The sequence below is a fragment of the Xanthomonas sp. NCPPB 901 genome, assembly GCF_056725085.1.
Genome location: NZ_CM161511.1, coordinates 1,890,137 through 1,912,551, shown reverse-complemented (window position 1 = coordinate 1,912,551; position 22,415 = coordinate 1,890,137). Strand labels below are relative to the sequence as shown.

The following is a 22,415-nucleotide window of genomic DNA, read 5'->3' as shown; positions in this document are numbered from 1 at the left end:
CGGCAGGGAAGCGTATTAGCGGCGGCCTTCGTCGCGAAGCGCGAAGACGCCGTGTGCGTCGGGCTGCATGCAGTCGGGACTGAAGTCCCTCCCACAACGGGCGCATGCGCTCACCCTGGCCGTGCTGGGGACCAGCGCGGTGTGCTGCCTGCCCGGGTCAACACCAGGGCATCTCCCGGGACCGCGATCGCCAGCGGCTCAACGGCCGGTCTTGATCTCCGTCCACAGGCGGGTGTACAGCTTGTCCACTTCGGGCGGGTTGATCGAATAGGTGAACATTTTCGCGGCCACTTCCGGCGGCGGATAGATGGTGGGGTCGTTGCGGATCGCCGCGTCCACCAGCGGGGTCGCCTTCGGCACCGGGTTGGCGTAGTGGATGAAGTCGGTATTGGCCGCGGCCACCTTCGGCGTCAGCAGGTAGTTGATGAACGCATAGGCGTTCTCCGGATGCTTGGCGTCCTTGGGGATGGCCAGCATGTCGAACCACTGCGGCGCGCCCTCCTTGGGAATCGAATAGGCCACGTGCACGCCGTTCTTGGCTTCCTCGGCGCGGTCGCGCGCCTGGATGATGTCGCCCGACCAGCCCACCGCCAGGCAGGTGCTGCCGTTGGCCAGCGAGGTCACGTACTGCGAGGAGTGGAAGTTCTGCACGTACGGGCGGATGCGCTTGATCAGCGCCGCGGCCTGCTCGATCTTGGCCGGATCGGTGCTGTGCGGATCCTCGCCCAGGTAGTGCAGCGCGATCGGGATCAGGTCCGACGGCGTATCCAGCAGGGTCACGCCGCAGTCCTTGAGCTTGGCCAGGTTCTCCGGCTTGAACACCAGGTCCCAGCTATTGGCGATGTCGGTGCTGCCGAACGCGGCCTTGACCTTGTCCACGTTGTAGCCGATGCCGGTGGTGCCGACCATGTACGGCACGCCGTACTTGTTGCCCGGATCCTGCTGGGCGATGCGCTGCATGATCTGCGGATCGAGATTGGCCAGGTTGGGGATCTTGCTCTTGTCCAGCGGCAGGAACACACCGGCCTGGATCTGCCGGCCGAAGAAGTTCAGCGTCGGCACCACCACGTCGTAGCCGCTGCCGCCGGCCAGCAGCTTGGTCTCCACCATCTCGTCGCTGTCGAACACGTCATAGGTGACCTTGATACCGGTCTGCTTCTCGAACTCGGGAATCGTGTTCTCGGCGATGTAGTCCGAGTAGTTGTACACATTGAGGACCTTCGCCTCTTCCTGCCCCGACTTGCCTGCGTCGCTGCCGGAGCCGCCGCAACCGGCGAGCAGCACCGTGGCCAGGGATAGGGTGAGCAGTCGCAGGGTCATGGCAGGTCTCCGCAGGTCCATGTAGGGTCGGAAGGATCCGCGCGGCGCGCCGGATCCGGAAGAGAGAGGCTCCAGACTACCCAGCCCCGGGCTATTTGCCCAGCGCCTGCGCCGTGTCCTCCAGCGCCAACCAGGCCTTGTCGAACAGTTCGTCGACCTGGGCGCGGCTGAGGATCAGCGGCGGCGACAGCAGCATCGCGTCATTGGTGGCGCGCAGGATCAGGCCGCGGCGCAGCGCGTTGTCGCGGCACAGCGCGCCGACCTTGCCGCGCTCGGGGAAGTAGTGCCGGCGCGGCTTGTCCGGCACCAGCTCGAGCGCGCCGATCATGCCGACGATGCGCGCCTCGCCGACCAGCCGGTGCTCGCCCAGCTCGGCCCAGCGCTGCGCCAGGTACGGCGCGATCTCGCTGCGCGCGCGTGCGACGATGCCCTCGTCCTGCAGCAGGCGCAGATTTTCCAGCGCCACCGCCGCGCACACCGGGTGGCCGGAATAGGTGCCGCCATGCGCCAGTTCGCCGCCCTGCTCCTTCAGCACCGTGGCCACGCGCGTGCCGAACATCGCCGCGCCGAGCGGGATGTAGCCGGAGGTGATGCCCTTGGCGATGGTCATCACGTCCGGCTGGAAGCCGAAGTGTTGCGATCCGAACCATTCGCCGGTGCGGCCGAAGCCGCAGATCACCTCGTCGGCGACCAGCAGCACGTCGTAGCGGCGGCAGATGCGTTCGATCTCCGGCCAGTAGCTGCGCGGCGGGATGTACACGCCGATCGCGCCCATGATCGGTTCGCCGATGAACGCGGCCACCCGCTCCGGCCCCAGCTCCAGGATCTTGTCCTCCAGCCGCCGCGCGGCCAGCAGGCCGTATTCCTCGGGGTCCAGGTCGGCACCGTCGCCGAACGGGTATGGCGGATCGATGTGGTGGATGTCCGGGATCGGCAAGCCGCCCTGGCGGTGCATGCCCTTCATCCCGCCGAGGCTGGCGCCGGCCATGGTGGTGCCGTGGTAGCCGTCGTGGCGGCCAATGAAGATGGTCTTCTGCGGCTGGTCCTGCATCGCCCAGAAGTGCCGCACCAGGCGCAGGATGGTGTCGTTGGCCTCGGAGCCGGAGTTGGTAAAGAACGCATGGTCGAGGTCGCCGGGCGTCAGTTCGGCGAGCTTGGCGGCCAGACGGATGGTGGGTTCGGTGGTGCACTGGAAGAAGCTGTTGTAGTACGCGAGCTGTTCCATCTGCCGCGCGGCGGCCTGGCCGAGTTCCTTGCGCCCGTAGCCGACGTTGACGCACCACAGGCCGGCGAAGGCGTCGAGCAACTGGTTGCCGTCGGCGTCCCAGACGTAGGCGCCGTCGCCACGGGTGAGGATGCGGGTGCCTTTCTGCGCCAGGGCGCCGTTGTCGTTGAACGGGTGCAGGTGGTGCGCGGCATCCAGGTCCTGCAGGGCGCGCGTGTCGATCCGGTCCATGTCCACTCCAATGTCGATACCAAGGCCGCCGCCGCGGCCGTGCTTTGCAGTTGCAGTTTCTGTTGCAGTTTCTGTTGCTGTTGTTCTTGCCGTCGCTGTTGCTGTTGTTCTTGCCGTTGCTGTTGTTGTTGCTTTTGACTTACCGGGTTCCCTTCCGAAGCGGCGGCCAGCCCGGGGAAAAACCCCGAAGGGGCGGCGCACATGGATGTGCGCCGTCCGCGGCAGGGGCAGGATGCCCCTTCCGCGAATCCCCGGCATGGACGCGGACCCGGAGCGCGCTAGCGCGGAGGGCGCGAGGCAGGGTGTGCTTTCTTTTGGTTACTTTTCTTTGCACAAGCAAAGAAAAGTAACTCGCCGCAAGGCGAAAGCTTTGCTCTTGCTCTAGCTGATGTGGCAGCGACCGCTGGATCATAGGAGCGGCTTTAGCCGCGACAGCGAGAGTCCATTGTCCCTGTCGCGGCTAACGCCGCTCCTACAGATCTTCTCGCCTAACACGCAAACTTGAAGCAACAGCAAAGGCTTTCGCCCTAACGGGCGAGTTACTTTTCTTTGCTCGCGCAAAGAAAAGTAACCAAAAGAAAGCGCGCCCTGCCTACGCGCCCTCCGCGCTGCGCGCTCCGGGTCCGCGAACCAGACGGGATCCGCGGAAGGGGCTTGGCTGCTCCGCAGCCAAGTCCGGGGCAGTCGCCTCGCGGCGCCAGCCCGCCCGCCGGGGCGAAGCAGTGCTTCGCCTTTTTCCGGCGAGCCCTGCCCCTGCCGCGGACGGCGCACATCCATGTGCGCCGCCCTTCGGGTTTTTCCCGCCTGGTTCGCCGCTTCGGAAGGGAACCCGGTAAGGCAAAAGCAACATCAACGTCCGGAGCAAGAGCAACGTCAGGAGCAACAGCAACAGCAACAACAACAGCAACAGCAACGGCAACGGCAACGGCAACGTCGATGTTCTGGCTGGCTAGCGCGAACCGCCCCCTTACACGTTCAACAACAAAAACTCCCGCTCCCACGAACTGATCACCCGGAAGAACGTCTCGTACTCCTTGCGCTTGACCGAAATGTACGCCCGCACGAAGCGCGGACCCAACAACTCCTGCAACGGCGCGCAGCGCTCCAGCTCGTCCAGCGCCTCGCCCAGCGACCGCGGCAACTGATAGCCCATCTCCTTGCCGCTGCCCGTGGTCGGCTCCGTGGGCTCCAGTTGCTCACGGATGCCCAGCAACCCACAGGCCAGCGTCGCCGCCATCGCCAGATAAGGATTGGCATCGGAACCGGCGAACCGGCTTTCCACGCGCATGTTCTCGATCGTGTCGATCGGCACCCGCAGGCCGCAGGTGCGGTTGTCGAAGCCCCACAGCACGTTGCTCGGCGACACCTCGCCGAACATCAGCCGGCGGTAGGAATTGACGTTGGGCGCGAAGAACGCCATCGCCATCGGCACGTACTTCTGCAGGCCCGCCAGATAATGGGCGAAGGTGCGGCTGTACTCGCCGGCACGGCGGCCGCTGAAGACGTTCTTGCCGTGCTTGTCCACCAGACTCTGGTGAATGTGCATCGCACTGCCCGGCTCGTTCTCCATCGGCTTGGCCAGGAACGTGGCGTAGACGCCGTGGCGCAGCGCCGCCTCGCGCATGGTGCGCTTGAACAGGAACACCTGGTCGGCACGCGACAACGCGTCGTCGTGAGTGAAGTTGACCTCCAGCTGCGCCGCGCCGGATTCGTGGATCAACGTGTCCACGTCCAGTTCCATCGCATCGCAATAGTCGTACATCAGGTCCAGGATCGGATCGAACTCGTTGACCGCGTCGATCGAATACGACTGCCGCGCCGTCTCCGGCCGCCCCGAGCGGCCGGCCGGCGGCAGCAGCGGGAAATCCGGATCGGTGTTCTTCTGCACCAGGAAGAACTCCAGTTCCGGCGCCACCACCGGCTTGCAGCCGATCGCCGCATATGCCGCCAGCACCCCGCGCAACACGTTGCGCGGCGCCAGTTCGTGCGGCTGGCCCTCCTTGGTGTAGCAGTCGTGGATCACCTGCGCGGTGGGGTCGGCGGCCCACGGCACCATCCGCACCGTGTCCGGATCCGGGCGCAGCTGCATGTCCGAATCCGACGGCGAGGTCAGGTCGTAGTAGTCGTCCGGATAGTCGCCGGTGACGGTGGTGGCGAAGATGCCTTCGGGCAGGCGCGTGCCGTAGTCGTGCGAGAACTTGGCGGCGGGGATGATCTTGCCGCGGGCATTGCCGGTGATGTCGGGCACCAGGCACTCGACCTCGGTGATGTGGCGCTCCTTGAGCCAGCGCCGCAGCGAACTTTCCTGCTGTTCCGGCGTGTGCTTGCGCGATCGGGATCGACTGGCCATGGGAATCAGCGCCTGCGGGTGGCCGCATAGTGGCGACAGGCGTCGCCGAAGGATTGGAAGATGCCGAGATAGAACGGGTCGTCGAGCACCCGCCACTCCGGATGCCATTGCACGCCGAGCAGGAAACCGGGACCGATGCCGCGGAAGGCCTCGACCAGCCCGTCCGGTGCCAGCGCCTCGACGATCAGGTCTCCACCGAGCCGGGCCACGCCCTGGCCGTGCAGCGAATTGACCCGCACCCGCCCGCAGCCAGCGATCTCCTCCAGCCAGCCGCCTTCGCTGAGCGTCACCTCGTGCGCCGGTGCGTACTGCGCCTCCAGCGTCGCCTGCGGATCCTCGCGGTGATCGGACAGCCCCGGCTGCGCGTGCACCTTCTGGTGCAGGGTACCGCCGAGGGCGACGTTGACTTCCTGGAAGCCGCGGCAGATCGCCAGGATCGGCAGGCCCAGCGAGATCGCCTGCGGAATCAGGTCCAGCGTGTTGGCGTCGCGTGCCGGGTCGTGCGGGTTGCCGAGCCAGCTCGGTTCGTCGCTGTAGTGATGCGGCTCGATGTTGCTGACCGCACCGGTCAGCAACAGGCCGTCGAGCCGCGTCAGCCAGGCGCGGGCGTCGACCGGCGGCTGCAGCGACGGCAGCAGCACCGGGGTCACCCCGGCACCATCGACGGCGGCGCGCAGATACTTTTCGCCCGCGGCCAGGAACGGATGATGGCCGATGAGCTTGCGGTCGGTCGGCACGCCGACCAGGGGCGATACGGCCATGCGAAGAACTCGTGTGGCGTCGTCGCAAGTTACCGCGGGCGTTTTATTTTTACAACACGAGGCAATGCGGAACACGGCACAGACCGAGTGCGCGATGCCGTGACCTGAGCTGCGCAACGCAGCAATTGCTGCCTGCCACTCCGCAAAACCGGGCCACCGCCGCACGATAGCGCGACCGCACGTCCGCGCATCGTACCCGGCGCCTGTTGAGTATTCTTGACGCCATGGGGCTCTGCTAAGCTCGAAGCATTCCCGCCGTCCGCCGCGATGACCCCGCATGCACGATGCTGAGCTGCTGCCCCCGGAGGATGCCCAGACCCTGCAGCGCATCGCCGGCTGCGAGCAGATCGACCTGCTGCTGCCGGACTGCAACGGCCTGCTGCGCGGCAAGCGCATCGCCCGCGACGCGCTGGACAAGGTCTACCGCGACGGGGTGTGCCTGCCGATGTCGCTGATCGCCACCGACATCACCGGCAACACCGTCGAGGAAACCGGACTGGGCTACGACATCGGCGACGAGGACCGGCTGTGTTTCCCGGTGCCCGGCAGCCTGCGGCCGGTGCCATGGGCGCCGGTACCGTCGGCGCAACTGCTGCTGGCGATGCAGGACGGTGCCGGTGGCGCACTCGACTTCGCTCCGCGCCAGGTGCTGGCGCAGGTATTGGCCCGCCTGCAGGCGCGCGGACTGACCCCGGTGATCGCGGTGGAACTGGAGTTCTACCTGTTCGACCCGCACGCCGATGCGAACGGACGCCCGCAGCCGCCGCTGCACGCCCACAGCGGGCGGCGCAACGACAGCACCCAGGTCTATTACATGCAGGAACTGGACGACCAACGCGGCTTCACCGACGCGGTCGCGCAGGCCTGCCGCGCGCAGGGCATCCCGGCCGACACCGCGGTCGCCGAATACGCGCCCGGCCAGTTCGAGATCAACCTCAAGCACCGCGCCGATGCGCTGGCCGCCTGCGACGACGCGGTGCTGCTCAAGCGCGCGATCAAGGCGATCGCGCAGCAGCAGGGGCTGCTCGCCAGCTTCATGGCCAAGCCGTTCGCCGCGCAGTCCGGCAGCGGCCTGCACCTGCACGTGAGCCTGCTCGATGGCGCCGGCCACAACCTGTTCGCCTGCACCCCGCAGGCGCCGGCCGCGCCCTTGCGGCATGCCATCGGCGGGCTGCAGCGCAGCGCCGAGGACTGCCTGCTGCTGTTCGCGCCGCACGCCAACAGCTACCGGCGCTTCGTCGCCAATGCCTTCGTCCCGCTCAACGACAGCTGGGGCTTCAACAACCGCACCGTGGCGATGCGGGTGCCGCACAGCGACCCGGCCAACACCCGCATCGAACACCGCATCGCCGGCGCCGACGCCAATCCCTACCTGGTCGCCGCGGCGGTCCTGGCCGGCATCGAACACGGCCTGGCGCAGGGCCTCGATCCGGGCCCGCCGACCCAGGGCAACGCCTACACCCAGCACCCCGCACGCGAACCGGACTGGCGCGGCGCGATCGCCCGCTTCCTGGCCAGCGACTTCGCCGCCACCGCCTTCGGCACGCGCTTCCGGCATATCTACGGCCAGCAGAAGCGCCGCGAACTGCTGGATTTCCAGGCGCAGGTCAGCGATGTGGACTATCGCTGGTATTTGCGCACGGTTTGACGGCGGGGAATCGGGAATGGAGAAGCGGGAATCGAAAGCAGCAACAGCGAAAGCGCCTGCCGCCCAGGGCATGGTGCGCCAGCGCCACCGCAGCAGTGCGCCGCCATGACCAGCGCTTCTCCCATTCCCGATTCCCGAGTCCCCCTTCCCCACGCTTCCTGGTACACACAAAGCGCCACGCCGTTCCCGGCGCAGGAACCGCTGCGCGGAAGGGTGCAGGCCGACGTGTGCATCCTCGGCGCCGGGTATACCGGGCTGAGCGCGGCGCTGGCCCTGGCCGAGGCCGGGTATCGGGTGGTGGTGCTGGAGGCGCAGCGGGTCGGATGGGGTGCCTCCGGGCGCAATGGGGGGCAGGCCATCGTCGGCTACGGTTGCGAACAGCACACCCTGGAAGCCCTGCTCGGCCAGGACGATGCGCGGCTGCTGTTCGACTTCTCCCGCGACGGCATGCACTTGCTGCGCACCCGCATCGCCCGCCATGGCATCGCCTGCGACTGGCGCGACGGGCATGCGCACGTGGCGATCAAGCCGCGCCAGGAACGTGCGCTGCGCGCCGGCATCATCGAGATGGCGCAGCGCTACGACTATCCGCTGCAATGGTGGGACCGCACGCAGTTGCAGTCGCAGCTGCGCAGCCCGCGCTACCTGGGCGCGATGTACGACGCGGCCAGCGGGCACCTGCATCCGCTGGACTACGCGCGCGGCCTGGCACGGGCGGCACTGGCCGCCGGGGTGCGCATCTACGAGCGAACCCCGGTCACGCACCTGGTGCGCGGCGCGCGGCCGATCCTGCGCAGCGCGCACGGCGAGGCCGAAGGCGAGTTCGCCATCCTCGCCGGCAATGCCTGGCTGCGCGGCATCGCCCCGGAACTGGAGTCGCGGATCATGCCGGTCGGCACCTACATCGGCGCCAGCGCGCCGCTGGGCGAGGCGCTGGCCCGCGCGCTGATCGGCAACGACATGGCGGTGGCCGACGTCAACTGGGCGCTGGACTACTTCCGCCTCAGCCGCGACCACCGGCTGCTGTTCGGCGGCCGTGCCAGCTATTCGTCGCTGCCGCCGCCGGGCCTGCGCGGGGTGATGACCCGGCGCATGCGGCGGGTGTTCCCGCAACTGCGCCAGGTCGAAATGGAGTCGGTCTGGGGCGGCTACGTCGACATCACCCGCAACCGTGCCCCGCACTGGGGCCGGCTGACCCCGAACGTGTACTTCGCGCAGGGCTTCTCCGGCCATGGCGTGGCCGCCACCGGTCTGGCCGGGGCGGTCATCGCCGCGGCGATCGCCGGGCAGGCGCAACGGCTGGACGTGTTCGCGCGGATTCCGCACGCGCCGTTCCCCGGCGGCCGCCTGCTGCGCACGCCGCTGCTGGTGGCGGCGATGTCCTGGTACAAGCTGCGCGACGCACTCTGGTAGCAGCGCGCCGCCCTCAAGTTTGCGCGCGCACGGCCGCTACCCGGGCTACCCCCCGATTGCCGCCCGCGAGGCATGCATGTCGCACCCGTTGTCGATCTCCCCGATCGCCCCCGACGGCAGCCCCGCACAGCAGCGCATCCTGCTGGTGGAAAACTCGCGCACCTTCACCGACCTGTTGCGCGCGGCGATCGAACAGCGGGTGGAACTGCCGGTCACCGTGGTCTCCACCCTGGCCGAGGCCGCCGCCGCCCTGGACGATGGCGGCTCCTGGTTCCTGGCGCTGACCGGGCTGGTGCTGGCCGACGGCGACCGCGACACCGTGGTGGATTTTTTCATCGCGCGCGGCTTGCCGACGGTGGTGGTCAGCGGGGTCTACGACGAGAGCCTGCGCAAGCGCATCCTGACCCAGCAGATCATCGACTTCGTGTTGAAGAACGCGCCGGACAGCATCGACTACCTGGCCTGGCTGGTGCAGCGGCTGGCACGCAACCGCGCCATCACCGCGCTGGTGGTGGACGATTCGCCGTCGGCGCGCGCCTACGCCGCCTCGCTGCTGAAGATGTACGGCTACCGCGTGATCGAGGCCGCCGACGGCGCCGCCGGGTTGCGCGCGATCGAAGCCAACCCCTCCATCCGCCTGGCGGTGGTGGACCAGGAAATGCCGGGCATGGAAGGCGTGGAATTCACCCGGCGGCTGCGCGCGTTGCGCGCGCGCGACATGCTGGCGGTGATCGGCCTGTCCGGCAACAACGACCCGTCGCTGGTACCGCGCTTCCTCAAGAACGGCGCCAACGACTTCCTGCGAAAGCCGTTCTCGCGCGAGGAATTCTTCTGCCGGGTCTCGCAGAACGTGGATCAGCTGGAGCTGATCGGCACCCTGCAGGACCTGGCGACGCGCGATTTCCTCACCAGCCTGCCCAACCGCCGGCACTTCCTCGAACAGAGCCAGCGCCTGCTGCCGCAGTGGCTGGCGCGGCAGCAACCGGTCAGCGTGGCGATGCTCGACATCGACCATTTCAAGCACATCAACGACACCTGCGGCCACGAGGCCGGCGACGAGGCGCTGCGCGCGGTCGCCGCGACCCTGGCCGCGCACGCCCGCCCGCAGGACATGGTGGCGCGCTTCGGCGGCGAGGAGTTCTGCATGCTGGTGCCGGGCCTGGACGCCGCGGCCGCCATCGACTACTTCGAGGCCCTGCGCGCGCGCATCGCCGACCTCAAGATCGCGGTGGGCACGCAGATGCTGCACCTCACCATCAGCATCGGCATCAGCAACAGCGGGCCGCAGCGGCAGAGCCTGCATCCACTGCTGACCGAGGCCGACAAACACCTGTACCTGGCCAAGGCCGGCGGCCGCAACCGGGTCGAGTGCGCCCCCGCCGAGGAACCGGCGCTCAGCGACGCGGTCGGCGAATCGCCAGCAGCGCCAGCAAGGTCAGCAGCGCCGCCGCACTGAGGTAGTAGCCCACCCACGGCAACCCGTAGTGCTTGGCCAGCCACACCGCCACGTAGGGCGCCGGCGCCGCGCCGAGGATGCCGGCCAGGTTGAACGACAGCGAGGCGCCGGTGTAGCGCACCGGCACCGGGAACAGCTCGGCCAGCAGCGTGCCACAGGGGCCGTAGGTCAGGCCCATGAAGAAGAACCCCAGCGCCAGGAAGCCCAGCACCTGCCAGGGCTGCCCGGCCTGGAACAGCGGCGCGAACAGCAACCCGAACGCGACGATCACCACGCTGGCCACGAGCATCGCCGGGCGCGTGCCGCGGCGGTCGCCGTACCAGGCCGACAGCGGGATGCCGGCGGCGAAGAACAGGATGCCGGCCATCTGCAGCAGCAGGAACTGCTCGCGGCTGTAGCGCAGCGTGGTGGTGCCGTAGCCCAGCGCGAACACCGTCATCAGGTAGAACAGCACGAAGGTCGCCAGCACGGCGAACGTGCCCAGCACCGTCGCGCCGGCGTGCTGCGACAGCACCGTGAGCATCGGCAGGCGCACGCGCTCGTTACGGTCGAGCGCGCGCTGGAAATCCGGGGTCTCGTGGATACGCAGGCGCACCCACAGCCCGGTGATCACCAACAGGGCACTGGCGACGAACGGAATGCGCCAGCCCCAACGCAGGAATTGCGCCTCGTCCAGCCACGCGTCCAGCACCAGGAAGATGCCCGAGCACAGCAGGAAGCCCAGCGGCGCCCCCAGCTGCGGGAACATGCCGTACCAGGCGCGCTTGCCCGGCGGCGCGTTCTCGGTGGCCAGCAGCACCGCCCCGCCCCATTCCCCGCCCAGGCCCAGGCCCTGGCCGAAGCGGCACAGCACCAGCAACGCCGGCGCCCACAGGCCGATACGGTCGTAGCTGGGCAGCAGGCCGATCAGCACGGTGGACAGGCCCATGGTCAGCAGCGCCGCCACCAGGGTCGCCTTGCGCCCGACGCGGTCGCCGAAATGGCCGAACAGCGCCGACCCCAGCGGCCGCGCGACGAAGGCCACGGCGAAGGTCGCCAGCGACTGCAGCTGCGCCGCATCGGAATCGCCTGCGGGGAAGAACAGCTTGGGGAACACCAGCACCGCGGCGGTGGCGTAGATATAGAAATCGAAGAACTCGATGGTGGTGCCGACCAGGCTGGCCAGCAGCACGCGACGTGGCGAGTTGACGGGCGGAACGGGAGACGCGACGGCGCTCATGGACTCGGCATTGGCGGACAACGCCTGCGATTCTGGCAGATCGCCTCGCCTTTCGCAGCGTCGTGCGGCCGGCCCATGCCGCGCTGCGCGCGTCCGCCCCTCGAACAGCGGAGCGCCCGCGCACTCCCGCTTGCCGGCGGTGGGCGACCGCCGCGACGGCCGTGACCACCCCAGGACATCGCACGCCGCCCGACAGCGGCACCAACGCCGGCGCCGCCACCGAGCAGGGAGGTGCCCGCGCGCACCTCGCACGGGCACATCCGGGCACGACCGGGAAAGCCCGGCAAACGGACTATCCGCGCGACCGTGCGGCTCCCGCCGCCGCCCCGGTCCCGCGGCGGCCGCCGGCGCCGCGGTCGCCTCGCCCCTCAGACATCGTGCACCTCCTCGACAACGCCCGGATCGCACTCCAACGGCAGGCACGGCGCCTGCTCCAGCACCTCCGCGTCGTCGCCCTTGCCGACCAGGTTGCCCTGCGCATCGACCTGGTACGGCATGTCGGCTTCCACGCCTTGCTCGCCGGTGGTGACCACGAGGTTGGTGTAGCGCTCGCCATCCCAGCAGCGGAAAATAAGCGTCGAGTTCTCCCCGCCGGTCAGCGTCGACCCCAGGCTGCCGATCAGCCTGCTGCGGGCACCGGCGGTCAAGACGCTGTTCTTGCCGGCGGTCAGCTTGCTGCGGTCGCCGGCCATCAGCGTGCTGTCGTCCCCGGCGGTGAGCCTGCTCCGGTCGCCCGCGGTGAGGTGGCTGTTGCGTCCGGCCAACAGCTTGCTGCGATCGCCGGCGGTTTGGGTGCTGTCGGCGCCGGCGATCAGCTTGCTGCGGTCGCCGGCGGTCTGCACGCTGTCCGCACCGGCGATCAGGGTGCTGCGCGACCCCGCGGTCTGGGAGCTGCCCTTGCCGGCGATCAGCATGCTTTTGTGGCCGGCGATCTGGATGCAGTCGTGGCCGGCGATCAGCGAGCTTCCGTAGCTGGCGATCAGGTTGCTGCCGTAGCCGGCCGTCAGGAAGCTGCGCACGCCGCTGGTCAGATTGCTGCCGTAGCCGGCGATCAGCGAACTGTCCTGCCCGGCGACGCCGGTGCTGCCGTAGCCTGCCGTCAGCGAACTGCTGTGCTCGGCCATCTGGGTACTGCCATAGCCGGCGGTCAACGTGCTCTCGTAGCCGGCGGTCTGGGAACTGCCGTAGCCGGCGATCAGCGTGCTGGCGTAACCGGCGATCTCGGTACTGCCGTAGCCGGCGGTCAACGAGCTGTTCTGCTGCGCGGTCAGCGAACTGCCGTAGCCCGCGGTCAAGGTGCTCTCATAGCCGGCCGTTTGGGTACTGCCGTAGCCGGCGATCAACGAGCTGTCGTGGCCGGCGGTCGAGGTGCTGCCATAGCCGGCGGTCAGCGTGCTCTTGTAGCCGGCGGTTTGCGTGCTGCCATAACCGGCGGTCAACGAGCTGTCGTAGCCGGCCGTCGAGGTGCTGCCGTAGCCGGCGGTGAGGGAACTGCTCTCCTGGGCGGTCTGGGTACTGCCGTAGCCCGTGGTCAGGGTGCTGTTGTAGCCCGCGGTCTGGGTGCTGCCGTAGCCGGCGATCAGCGAGCTGTCGTGACCGGCGGTGGAGCTGCTGCCATAGCCGGCGGTGAGCGTACTGTCCTCGCGCGCGGTCTGCGTACTGCCGTAGCCGGCGGTGAGGGTGCTGTCGTAGCCCGCGGTCTGGGTGCTGCCGTAGCCGGCGATCAGCGAGCTGTCGGCGCCGGCAGTGCCGGTACTCCCATAGCCAGCCGTGATGTCACTGCCCTGCCGCGCCGTCTGCGTGCTGCCATAGCCGGCCGTCAGCGAGCTGTCGCTGCCTGCGGTCTGGGTGCTGCCATAGCCCGCGATCAGCGTGCTGTCCGCGCCGGCAGTGCCGGTACTGCCATAGCCGGCGGTGACGTCGCTGCCTTGCCGCGCGGTCTGCGTGCTGCCATACCCCGCCGTCAGCGAACTGTCGCTACCTGCGGTCTGCGTACTGCCATAGCCTGCGATCAGCGTGCTGTCCGCGCCGGCAGTGCCGGTGCTGCCATAGCCGGCGGTGACGTCGCTGCCTTGCCGCGCGGTCTGCGTGCTGCCATACCCCGCGGTCAACGAACTGTCGCTGCCTGCGGTCTGCGTACTGCCATAGCCCGCGATCAGCGTGCTGTCCGCGCCGGCAGTGCCGGTACTGCCATAACCCGCGGTGACGTCGCTGCCCTGGCGTGCCGTCTGCGTACTGCCGTAGCCGGCCGTCAGCGAACTGTCGCTACCTGCGGTCTGCGTGCTGCCGTAGCCCGCGATCAGTGAACTATCGGCACCTGCGGTGCCGGTGCTGCCGTAGCCGGCAGTGACGTCGCTGCCCTGCCGCGCCGTTTGCGTACTGCCATACCCCGCCGTCAACGAGCTGTCGCTGCCTGAGGTCTGCGTGCTGCCATAGCCGGCAATCAGCGTGCTGTCCGCGCCGGCAGTGCCGGTACTGCCATAACCCGCGGTGACGTCGCTGCCTTGCCGCGCCGTTTGCGTACTCCCGTAGCCGGCCGTCAGCGAGCTGTCGCTGCCTGAGGTCTGCGTGCTGCCATAGCCGGCAATCAGCGTGCTGTCCGCGCCCGCGGTGCCGGTGCTGCCGTAGCCGGCGGTGACGTCGCTGCCTTGCCGCGCCGTCTGCGTACTGCCATACCCCGCCGTCAGCGAACTGTCGCTGCCCGCGGTCTGCGTGCTGCCGTAGCCCGCGATCAGTGAGCTATCCGCCCCGGCGGTGCCGGTGCTGCCGTAGCCGGCGGTGACGTCGCTGCCTTGCCGCGCGGTCTGCGTGCTGCCATACCCCGCCGTCAGCGAACTGTCGCTGCCCGCGGTCTGCGTGCTGCCGTAGCCCGCGATCAGTGAGCTATCCGCCCCGGCGGTGCCGGTGCTGCCGTAACCGGCGGTGACGTCGCTGCCTTGCCGCGCGGTCTGCGTGCTGCCATACCCCGCCGTCAGCGAACTGTCGCTGCCTGCGGTCTGCGTGCTGCCGTAGCCCGCGATCAGCGAACTGTCCGCACCCGCGGTACCGGTGCTGCCATAACCCGCGGTGACGTCACTGCCCTGCCGCGCCGTCTGCGTACTGCCGTAGCCGGCCGTCAGCGAGCTGTCGCTGCCTGCGGTCTGCGTACTGCCGTAGCCGGCAATCAGTGAGCTGTCGTGACCTGCCGTCGAGGTGCTGCCATAGCCGGTCGTGAGCGAACTGTCCTGCTGTGCCGTCTGCGTGCTGCCGTAGCCGGCGGTCAGCGAGCTATCGCTGCCTGCGGTCTGCGTGCTGCCATAGCCCGCGATCAGTGAACTGTCGGCCCCCGCGGTGCCGGTGCTGCCGTAGCCGGCGGTGACGTCGCTGCCTTGCCGCGCCGTCTGCGTGCTGCCGTACCCTGCGGTCAGCGAGCTGTCGCTACCCGCGGTCTGCGTACTGCCATAGCCGGCGATCAGCGTGCTGTCCGCGCCCGCGGTGCCGGTGCTGCCATAACCCGCGGTGACGTCGCTGCCCTGGCGTGCCGTCTGCGTACTGCCGTAGCCGGCCGTCAGCGAACTGTCGCTGCCCGCAGTCTGCGTGCTGCCGTAGCCCGCGATCAGCGAACTGTCCGCACCCGCGGTGCCGGTACTGCCGTAGCCGGCGGTGACGTCGCTGCCTTGCCGCGCCGTTTGCGTACTCCCGTAGCCGGCCGTCAGCGAGCTGTCGCTGCCCGCAGTCTGCGTGCTGCCGTAGCCCGCGATCAGCGAACTGTCCGCACCCGCGGTGCCGGTGCTGCCGTAGCCGGCGGTGACGTCGCTGCCTTGCCGCGCCGTTTGCGTACTGCCGTAGCCGGCGGTCAGCGAACTGTCGCTGCCTGCGGTTTGCGTACTGCCGTAGCCGGCGATCAGCGAACTGTCCGCACCCGCGGTGCCGGTGCTGCCGTAACCGGCGGTGACGTCGCTGCCCTGCCGCGCCGTCTGCGTGCTGCCGTAACCCGCGGTCAGCGAGCTGTCGCTGCCTGCAGTCTGCGTGCTGCCATAGCCGGAGATCACGGCGCTGTCGGCGCCCGTGGTCGCGGTACTGCCATAGCCGGACGTCACGCGACTGCCTTCCTGGGCCGTCTGGGTACTGCCGTAACCGGCGATGAGCGTGCTCCGGTCGGCCGCGGTCTGGGTGCTGCCATAGCCGGCAAGGATGGAACTGTCGGAGCCCGCGGTGCCGGTGCTGCCATAACCGGCGATCAGATCGCTGTGATCGCCAGCGGTCTCGGTGCTGCCGTAGCCGGCGACCAGCCGGCTTTGGTCGGAGCCGGTGAGCGTGCTGCCATAGACGCCTGTTTCGGTCTTCCTGGCAAGGAGGTCGGGACGCGACTCGACAGGATTGGCCGCAATGACCGTGGCCACCGGCGTTGCCGGTGTCGCCACGGTCGCCACGGTCGCCACGGTCGCCACGGTCGGCGGGGTGGGTTGGGTCGGCGGGGTCCCCAGGGTTGCCTGGGTCGCCGGCGCAGACGCCGCCGCGGCCGGACTGGCTACGTTCGTCGGCGTTGCCGGCAACGCGGCCTGATCCGCCAGTTCGTAGAACCGGCGATTGGCCGCGATATAGTCCAACGCCTCGCTCCGGCTCCCGACCAGCAGCACCTGCGCACGCGGAAACTTGATCATCCCCTCTTCCGGCAACGGCAGCACGTCGCTAGCGGCGACTTCGCAAACGACCCAGCGGGCATCGGCATGCGCGCTCAGATGGGCCCCGCCGCCGCGCCCCCACGACAGACCGGTGAGGCCGTTCTCGTGCAGAGCGGACGGTTTCCAGTACTTGCATTCCACGTGACCGGACATCGGCCAGATCAAGCCGCAGTGATCGGCCATATTGTTGGCGCATGTGCGCAGCGCCAGAATCTTTTCAGTGATCATCGCATCGCCCTCATTATAGATATGGAAAAACCGGATGAGTTCCCAGGACGAATCCGCGACCTGCAAACGGGAAAACACTGCTGCATCGCATCCGTTCTGGCTGCGACGGCCAGTGGGCATGGCCATCGCCAGAGGCGCCTGGCGCGAGACCTGCCCCATCTCCACGAAACGGAGTCCGGCCGCGGCCGCAATGCGAAGCCGTTGCCACCAAGCATCGGGGGGCGGCAAGGCCCGATTCTCCGAGCGGACGCGTGGGTCAGTTTCATGAAAACGACCACAGCGTCGAATCCGGCATTCTCACGGATTGAGACTGGGGAAGACGTTTGCGCTCCAAATGCGCCAAACCGCGACTGGGTCACTTACCGCGGGAAAGCATGAAACTTACATGCCCACGCAACGAGAATTGATTATCTATTTTCGCGTGCGCCCGTTAACGCAAAAACTGAACCTGTGCAGTTCCGATATGACGCCCCTGCACGCGCACGAGCGCACTGCGCCTGTCGGGATGGCGCAACGACACCGGCCGCACGCACGCCGGCAGCGCATGCGCGCCGATAGCGCACGCGCACCGATGTCGATGTCGATGTCGAAAGAGAGCGTCCGGCCAGGCGCGGGGGGCAGGCCCGCTTGCCAGACCGCCCACGGCGCAGCGTGCAGATATCGACAGCCACCTCGAATGGCGGGGGCGCAGCGCCTACTGCCGCAGTTGCGCGCGGCCGGCAGCGGTCAGCACCGCCAGCTCGCGTTCGCCCGCACGTTCCACCCGCACCCAGCCAGGCCCCGCCTGCCCGGCGAGCTCGGCATCGCCGAGCCAGGCCAAGGTGCGCAGCAGTACGCTCATGCGCACGTCCAGGCGCTTGCACACGCGCGCCAGGACCATGCCCTCCGGCGCCTCGGCCAGCAGTTGCAGCAGACGTGCGGTCAGCAGCGGATCAGCGGACAAGCGCCACACCGATGTCGCGCGGAGCGGCCGCGGCGGCCTCGGCCAGGTGTGGGGTGACCACCACCGGAATCGACTTGGAGGTCGGTGTGCGCGCCTCGTCGGCGAAGCTGGACAACGGCACCAGCGCGTTGGTTTCCGGGTAGTAAGCCGCCAGGCAGCCGCGCGGGATGTTGTAGGCGACCAGCATGAAGCGCTTGGCCTGGCGCGGCACGCCGTCCTCGCACAGGCTGTGCAGATCCACCCAGTCGCCGGCGTGCAGGCCCAGGTCGGCGATGTCGGCGGCGTTGATGAACAGCACCCGGCGCTCGCCGAACACACCGCGGTAGCGGTCGTCCAGGCCATAGATGGTGGTGTTGTACTGGTCGTGCGAGCGTGTGGTGGCCAGGGTGAACACCAGTTGCCCCGGGTGCTGGCGGCGCGCGCGGTGGATCGGGTTGTCGGTGGGCACCGCATGCGCCTTGAACACCGCGCGGCCCTCGGGCGTGTCCCACACGCGGTCGCGCGCGTCGTTGGACAGGCGGAAGCCGCCGGGCACCCGCACCCGCGTGTTGAAGTCGGCGAAATCGTCGAACATCTGCGCGATCAGGTCGCGGATGCGGTCGTAGTCGGCGACCAGCCAGCGCCAGCGCACCGTGCTGCGCGCGCCGAGCGTGGCCTCGGCCAGGCCCGCCACGATCGCCGGTTCGGACCGCAGCTGCGGCGAGGCCGGCGGATTGATGCCGCCGGACAGGTGCACCATGCTCATCGAATCCTCGACGCTGACGTGCTGCGGCCCGCCCTCCTGGATGTCGATCTCGGTGCGGCCCAGGCACGGCAGGATCAGCGCGTCGCGGCCGTGCACCAGGTGGCTGCGGTTGAGCTTGGTGGTCACGTGCACGGTCAGCGCACAGCGGCGCAGCGCGCGGTGGGTGGCCTCGGTATCCGGCGTGGCGGTGGCGAAATTGCCGCCCATGGCGAAGAACACCTTGGCGCGGCCGTCGGCCATCGCCTCGATCGCGCCGACCGTGTCGTAGCCGGGCGCGCGCGGCGGCGCGAACCCGAACACCGCCTGCAACCGATCCAGGAACGCTTCCGGCGGCTTCTCGTAGATCATCATGGTGCGGTCGCCCTGCACGTTGCTGTGGCCGCGCACCGGGCAGGCGCCGGCGCCGGGGCGGCCGAGATGGCCGCGCAGCAGCAACAGGTTGGCGATCATCTGGATGGTGGCCACCGAATGCTTGTGCTGGGTGATGCCCATGCCCCAGCAGGCGATCAGCCGCTCCGACGCGAGGTAGATCTCTCCGGCCTTGCGCACCTCGGCCTCGCTCAGCCCCGACTCCTCGACGATGGTGTCCCACGGCTCGGCGGCGACCTCGGCGGCGAAGGCCTCGAAGCCGACGGTATGGCGCTGGATGAACTCCAGGTCCAGCAGCCGCGGCTGGCCGCTGCCGGCGGCCTCGGCGTCGCGCTCCAGCACGTGCTTGATGATGCCCTTGACCGCGGCCAGGTCGCCGCCGATCTTCAGCTGGAAGTAGTCCGAGGAGATCCGCGTGGAGCCGTTGTGCAGCATCTGCAGCTTGTCCTGCGGGTCGGCGAACTTCTCCAGGCCGCGCTCGCGCAGCGGGTTGAACGAGACGATCGCCGCGCCGCGCTTGGCCGCCTGGCGCAGCTCGCCGAGCATGCGCGGATGGTTGGTGCCGGGGTTCTGGCCGAAGATGAAGATCGCATCGGCCAGTTCGAAATCCTGCAGCGACACCGTGCCCTTGCCGACCCCGATCTGCGCCTTCAGCGCGGTGCCGGACGGCTCGTGGCACATGTTGGAGCAATCCGGGAAGTTGTTGGTGCCGAACTCGCGCACGAACAGCTGGTACAGGAACGCGGCCTCGTTGCTGGTGCGGCCGGAGGTGTAGAAGATCGCCTCGTCCGGCGAGGCCAGGCCGTTGAGATGACTGGCGATCAGCGCGAACGCCGCGTCCCAGTCCACCGGCACGTAGTGGTCGGTGTCGGCGTCGTAGCGCAGCGGCTGGGTCAGCCGGCCCTGCCCTTCCAGCCAGTAGTCGCTGTAGCGGGCCAGTTGCGCGACGCTGTGCTGGGCGAACAGCTCGGGAGTGGCGCGGCGCGCGGTGGATTCGGCGGCCACCGCCTTGGCGCCGTTCTCGCAGAACTCGAAGGTCGAGGTGTGGTCGCGGTCGGGCCAGGCGCAGCCGGGGCAGTCGAAACCGTCGGGCTGGTTGGCGTGCAGCAGGGTCTTGGCGCCCTGCACCGCCACATCCTGCTCCATCAGGTGCTTGGCCACGGCGCGCAGCGCGCCCCAGCCGCCGGCCGGCTGCGTATAGGGTTGGATGGTCTTCTTGTTCATGCGGGCTCTCCGGCGGGTTCTATCTGCGCTAGGCGCTGCGGATGGCTGTAAATGACGTAATCGTGGTCGCGGGCGAAACCGATCAGGGTCAGGCCGGCGCTGTCGGCCAGCGCCACCGCCAGCGCGGTCGGCGCGGAAATCGCGGCCAGCAGCGGGATGCCGGCCTGCGTGGCCTTCATCGCCATCTCGTAGCTGGCGCGGCTGGTGACCACGGCGAAACCGGCGCCCGCATCGAGACCGGCGCCGACCAGTGCGCCGATCAGCTTGTCCAGCGCGTTGTGGCGGCCGACGTCCTCGCGGATCAGTTGCAGATCGCCCTGCGCGTCGGCCCAGGCCGCGGCATGGGTGGCGCCGGTCAGCGCGTTGAGGGCCTGCTGCGCGCGCAAGGCGCGCAGGGCCCGGGCCAGCGCCGCCGGCGTGATCGGGGTGCCGGCCGGCACCGGCCGCGGTGCGCGCAGCACCGCCTCCAGCGACTCGCTGCCGCACACGCCACAACCGCTGCGCCCATCCAGGTTGCGGCGCCGCGCCTGTAGCGCGGCGGCCTGCGCCAGCGGGATCCGCAAGCGCAGCGAGATGCCTTCCAGGTAGGTCTCCACGGCCTCGATGCGCAACTGCGCCGGCGCCGCAACGATGCCCTCGCTGAGCGAGAAGCCCAGCGCGAAATCCTCCAGGTCCTCCGGCGTGGCCATCATCACCACGAACGGCGTGTCGTTGTAGGCGAACGCCACCGGCACCTCGGCCGCCACCAGGTCCTGCGCGACGGTCGTGCGCCCGTAGCGGTGGCGACGCACGCCGCGCGCGACCGCGCCTGGCCGGGATGACGCACCCGAATACATCGCAACCCTCCGGACTCAGTGGAACAGCACGAACGCTTTCTGCAGGGTGACCCAGATGCCCCACAGCATCGGCACGCCGACCGCCAGCCAGGCCAGCGCCAGCAGCAGCGGGTTGCCGCCGCGGCCCACCAGCGCCAACTGCGCCGCATCCGGCGCCGCCTGGCCGCCGCCGCCGACCTTCTCGTGGGCCAGTTGCTTCTCCGCGGCCAGCTCCTGCTCGGTCATGAAGTGCCTGGCCGCCACCGGCCGTACCAACAGGTTGCAGATCAGGCCCAGCACCAGCATCCCCGCCAGGATGTACATGGTCGTGTTGTACACCTGTGATGGCGGCACGCCCATGCCCAGCTGGTACTCGCGCATGTAGCCGACCACCACCGGACCGAGGATGCCGGCGGTAGCCCAGGCGGTGAGCAGGCGGCCGTGGATGGCGCCGACCATCTGCGTGCCGAACAGGTCGGCCAGGTAGGCCGGGATGGTGGCGAAGCCGCCGCCGTACATCGACACGATCACGCAGAAGATGCCGACGAACAGCGCGCTGCCGCCGACCTTGCCGGCCCACGGCGCGGCCGCGTACAGGGCGATGCCGAGCACGAAGAACAGCGAGTAGGTGTGCTTGCGGCCGAGCTTGTCGGACATGCTGGCCCAGAAGAAGCGGCCGCCGATGTTGAACAGGCTGAGCAGGCCGGTGAAGCCGGCGGCGATGGCGGCGATGGCGGCCAGTTGCGTGGGATCGAGGCTGCCGAAGTCGGCGTTCACCCCGATCAGGCGGCCGCCGAAGACCTCCTGCAACATCGGCGAGGCCATGCCGATCACGCCGATGCCGGCCGACACGTTCAGGCACAGCACGCCCCACAGCAGCCAGAACTGCGGGATGCCCCAGACCTTGCGCACGTGCACGTGGTGGGCGGTGATCATCGCGTTGGCGCTGCCCGCCGGCGCGGTCCAACCGGCCGGGGTCCAGCCGCTCGGCGGCACCCGGTAGCCGAACGCGCCGGCCATCATGAACACGAAGTACAGCGCGGCCATGACCAGGAAGGTTTCCTTCACCCCGACCGAGTGCGGGCCGGCGAAATGCCGCATCAGCATGTCGGCCAGCGGGCTGCCGATCATCGCGCCGCCACCGAAGCCCATGATCGCCATGCCGGTGGCCATGCCGCGGCGGTCCGGGAACCACTTGATCAGCGTCGATACCGGCGAGATGTAGCCCAACCCCAGGCCGATGCCGCCGATCACGCCCGAGCCCAGCCACAGCAGCCAGATCTGGTGCAGGTGGATGCCCAGCGCCGAGATCACCAGGCCGCCGCACCAGCACAGCGCCGCGACCACGCCGGCCTTGCGCGGGCCGGCGCGTTCCAGCCACCCGCCCCACAGCGCCGCCGAACAGCCCAGCAGGACGAAGAACAGCGTGTACATCCACTGCAGCTCGCTGATCTTCCAGTCGCAACTGGCCGAGACGATGCGCGCCAGGAACCCCATGTCGGCCGGACAGGCCACCGCCTCGGTGATGCCCAGCGCCTTGGACAGCGGCAGCCAGAACACGCTGAAGCCGTAGGCCATGCCGATGCACAGATGGATCGCCAGCGCCGCCGGCGGCACCAGCCAGCGGTTGAAGCCCGGCCGGGCGACGATGCGTTCCTTCGAGAGCAGGCCGGCGTGATCGGTCGGCACGGAGCCGGCAGCGCGGTGCGAGTCGTTCATATGGTGTCCCCCTGGGATGCGTCGGCACCGTAGGTGCGGATGACGCGCCTGCGGCGTCTCCACGATGCCGCCTGGCGAACGGCCT

General features: G+C 69.0%; 13 protein-coding genes. 3 read left to right on the top strand and 10 right to left on the bottom strand.

The window, feature by feature from the left end; translation table 11 throughout:
* Positions 1-198: 198 nt before the first annotated feature.
* The 4 genes from AC1PME_RS07825 to AC1PME_RS07810 all read right to left on the bottom strand — a co-directional run bounded on the left by AC1PME_RS07825 (position 199) and on the right by AC1PME_RS07810 (position 5,887).
* Complete coding sequence (locus AC1PME_RS07825; RefSeq protein ID WP_254461051.1) at positions 199-1,320, bottom strand: polyamine ABC transporter substrate-binding protein; 1,122 nt, start codon at positions 1,318-1,320, stop codon at positions 199-201.
* Between the two features lie 91 nt (positions 1,321-1,411).
* Complete coding sequence (locus AC1PME_RS07820) at positions 1,412-2,776, bottom strand: aspartate aminotransferase family protein (protein WP_481097800.1); 1,365 nt, start codon at positions 2,774-2,776, stop codon at positions 1,412-1,414.
* 967 nt (positions 2,777-3,743) lie between these two features.
* Positions 3,744-5,126 (bottom strand): glutamine synthetase family protein, encoded by a 1,383-nt coding sequence (locus tag AC1PME_RS07815; protein ID WP_307549706.1) that lies wholly within the window; start codon positions 5,124-5,126, stop codon positions 3,744-3,746.
* 5 nt (positions 5,127-5,131) lie between these two features.
* Positions 5,132-5,887 carry a gamma-glutamyl-gamma-aminobutyrate hydrolase family protein gene (locus tag AC1PME_RS07810; RefSeq protein WP_254461048.1) on the bottom strand — a complete coding sequence of 252 codons (756 nt, stop codon included), beginning with the start codon at positions 5,885-5,887 and terminating at the stop codon, positions 5,132-5,134.
* A gap of 277 nt (positions 5,888-6,164) precedes the next feature.
* Between AC1PME_RS07810 and AC1PME_RS07805 the strand changes: the two genes are divergently transcribed.
* The 3 genes from AC1PME_RS07805 to AC1PME_RS07795 all read left to right on the top strand — a co-directional run bounded on the left by AC1PME_RS07805 (position 6,165) and on the right by AC1PME_RS07795 (position 10,404).
* Positions 6,165-7,535 carry a glutamine synthetase family protein gene (locus AC1PME_RS07805; protein ID WP_481097799.1) on the top strand — a complete coding sequence of 457 codons (1,371 nt, stop codon included), beginning with the start codon at positions 6,165-6,167 and terminating at the stop codon, positions 7,533-7,535.
* A 105-nt stretch (positions 7,536-7,640) separates the two neighbouring features.
* Positions 7,641-8,948, top strand: coding sequence for an NAD(P)/FAD-dependent oxidoreductase (locus AC1PME_RS07800; RefSeq protein WP_481097798.1), 1,308 nt, complete (start codon positions 7,641-7,643; stop codon positions 8,946-8,948).
* Between the two features lie 76 nt (positions 8,949-9,024).
* Positions 9,025-10,404 (top strand): diguanylate cyclase, encoded by a 1,380-nt coding sequence (locus tag AC1PME_RS07795; RefSeq protein ID WP_481097797.1) that lies wholly within the window; start codon positions 9,025-9,027, stop codon positions 10,402-10,404.
* On the opposite strand, the gene AC1PME_RS07790 is transcribed toward AC1PME_RS07795, so the two are convergent.
* From AC1PME_RS07790 to AC1PME_RS07765, 6 genes are all read right to left on the bottom strand, one after another.
* Positions 10,343-11,623, bottom strand: a complete 1,281-nt coding sequence (locus tag AC1PME_RS07790; protein WP_481097796.1) for an MFS transporter — start codon at positions 11,621-11,623, stop codon at positions 10,343-10,345. The genes AC1PME_RS07795 and AC1PME_RS07790 overlap by 62 nt on opposite strands.
* Before the next feature lie 368 nt (positions 11,624-11,991).
* Positions 11,992-16,515: an ice nucleation protein gene (gene inaX / locus AC1PME_RS07785; protein ID WP_481097795.1), complete on the bottom strand. Its 4,524-nt coding sequence runs from the start codon at positions 16,513-16,515 to the stop codon at positions 11,992-11,994.
* Positions 16,516-17,209: 694 nt separating this feature from the next.
* Positions 17,210-17,458: a hypothetical protein gene (locus AC1PME_RS07780; protein WP_307549697.1), complete on the bottom strand. Its 249-nt coding sequence runs from the start codon at positions 17,456-17,458 to the stop codon at positions 17,210-17,212.
* Entirely contained in the window at positions 17,448-19,796 is a 2,349-nt protein-coding gene (locus AC1PME_RS07775) for an FdhF/YdeP family oxidoreductase (RefSeq protein WP_481097794.1), read from the bottom strand. The genes AC1PME_RS07780 and AC1PME_RS07775 overlap by 11 nt, the downstream gene beginning before the upstream one ends.
* Positions 19,793-20,632 (bottom strand): formate dehydrogenase accessory sulfurtransferase FdhD, encoded by an 840-nt coding sequence (fdhD, locus tag AC1PME_RS07770; RefSeq protein ID WP_481097793.1) that lies wholly within the window; start codon positions 20,630-20,632, stop codon positions 19,793-19,795. Before fdhD ends, AC1PME_RS07775 begins: the two co-directional genes overlap by 4 nt.
* Positions 20,633-20,647: 15 nt before the next feature.
* On the bottom strand, positions 20,648-22,330 hold the full coding sequence (locus AC1PME_RS07765) for an OFA family MFS transporter (RefSeq protein WP_481097792.1): 1,683 nt from the start codon (positions 22,328-22,330) through the stop codon (positions 20,648-20,650).
* Positions 22,331-22,415 lie beyond the last annotated feature (85 nt).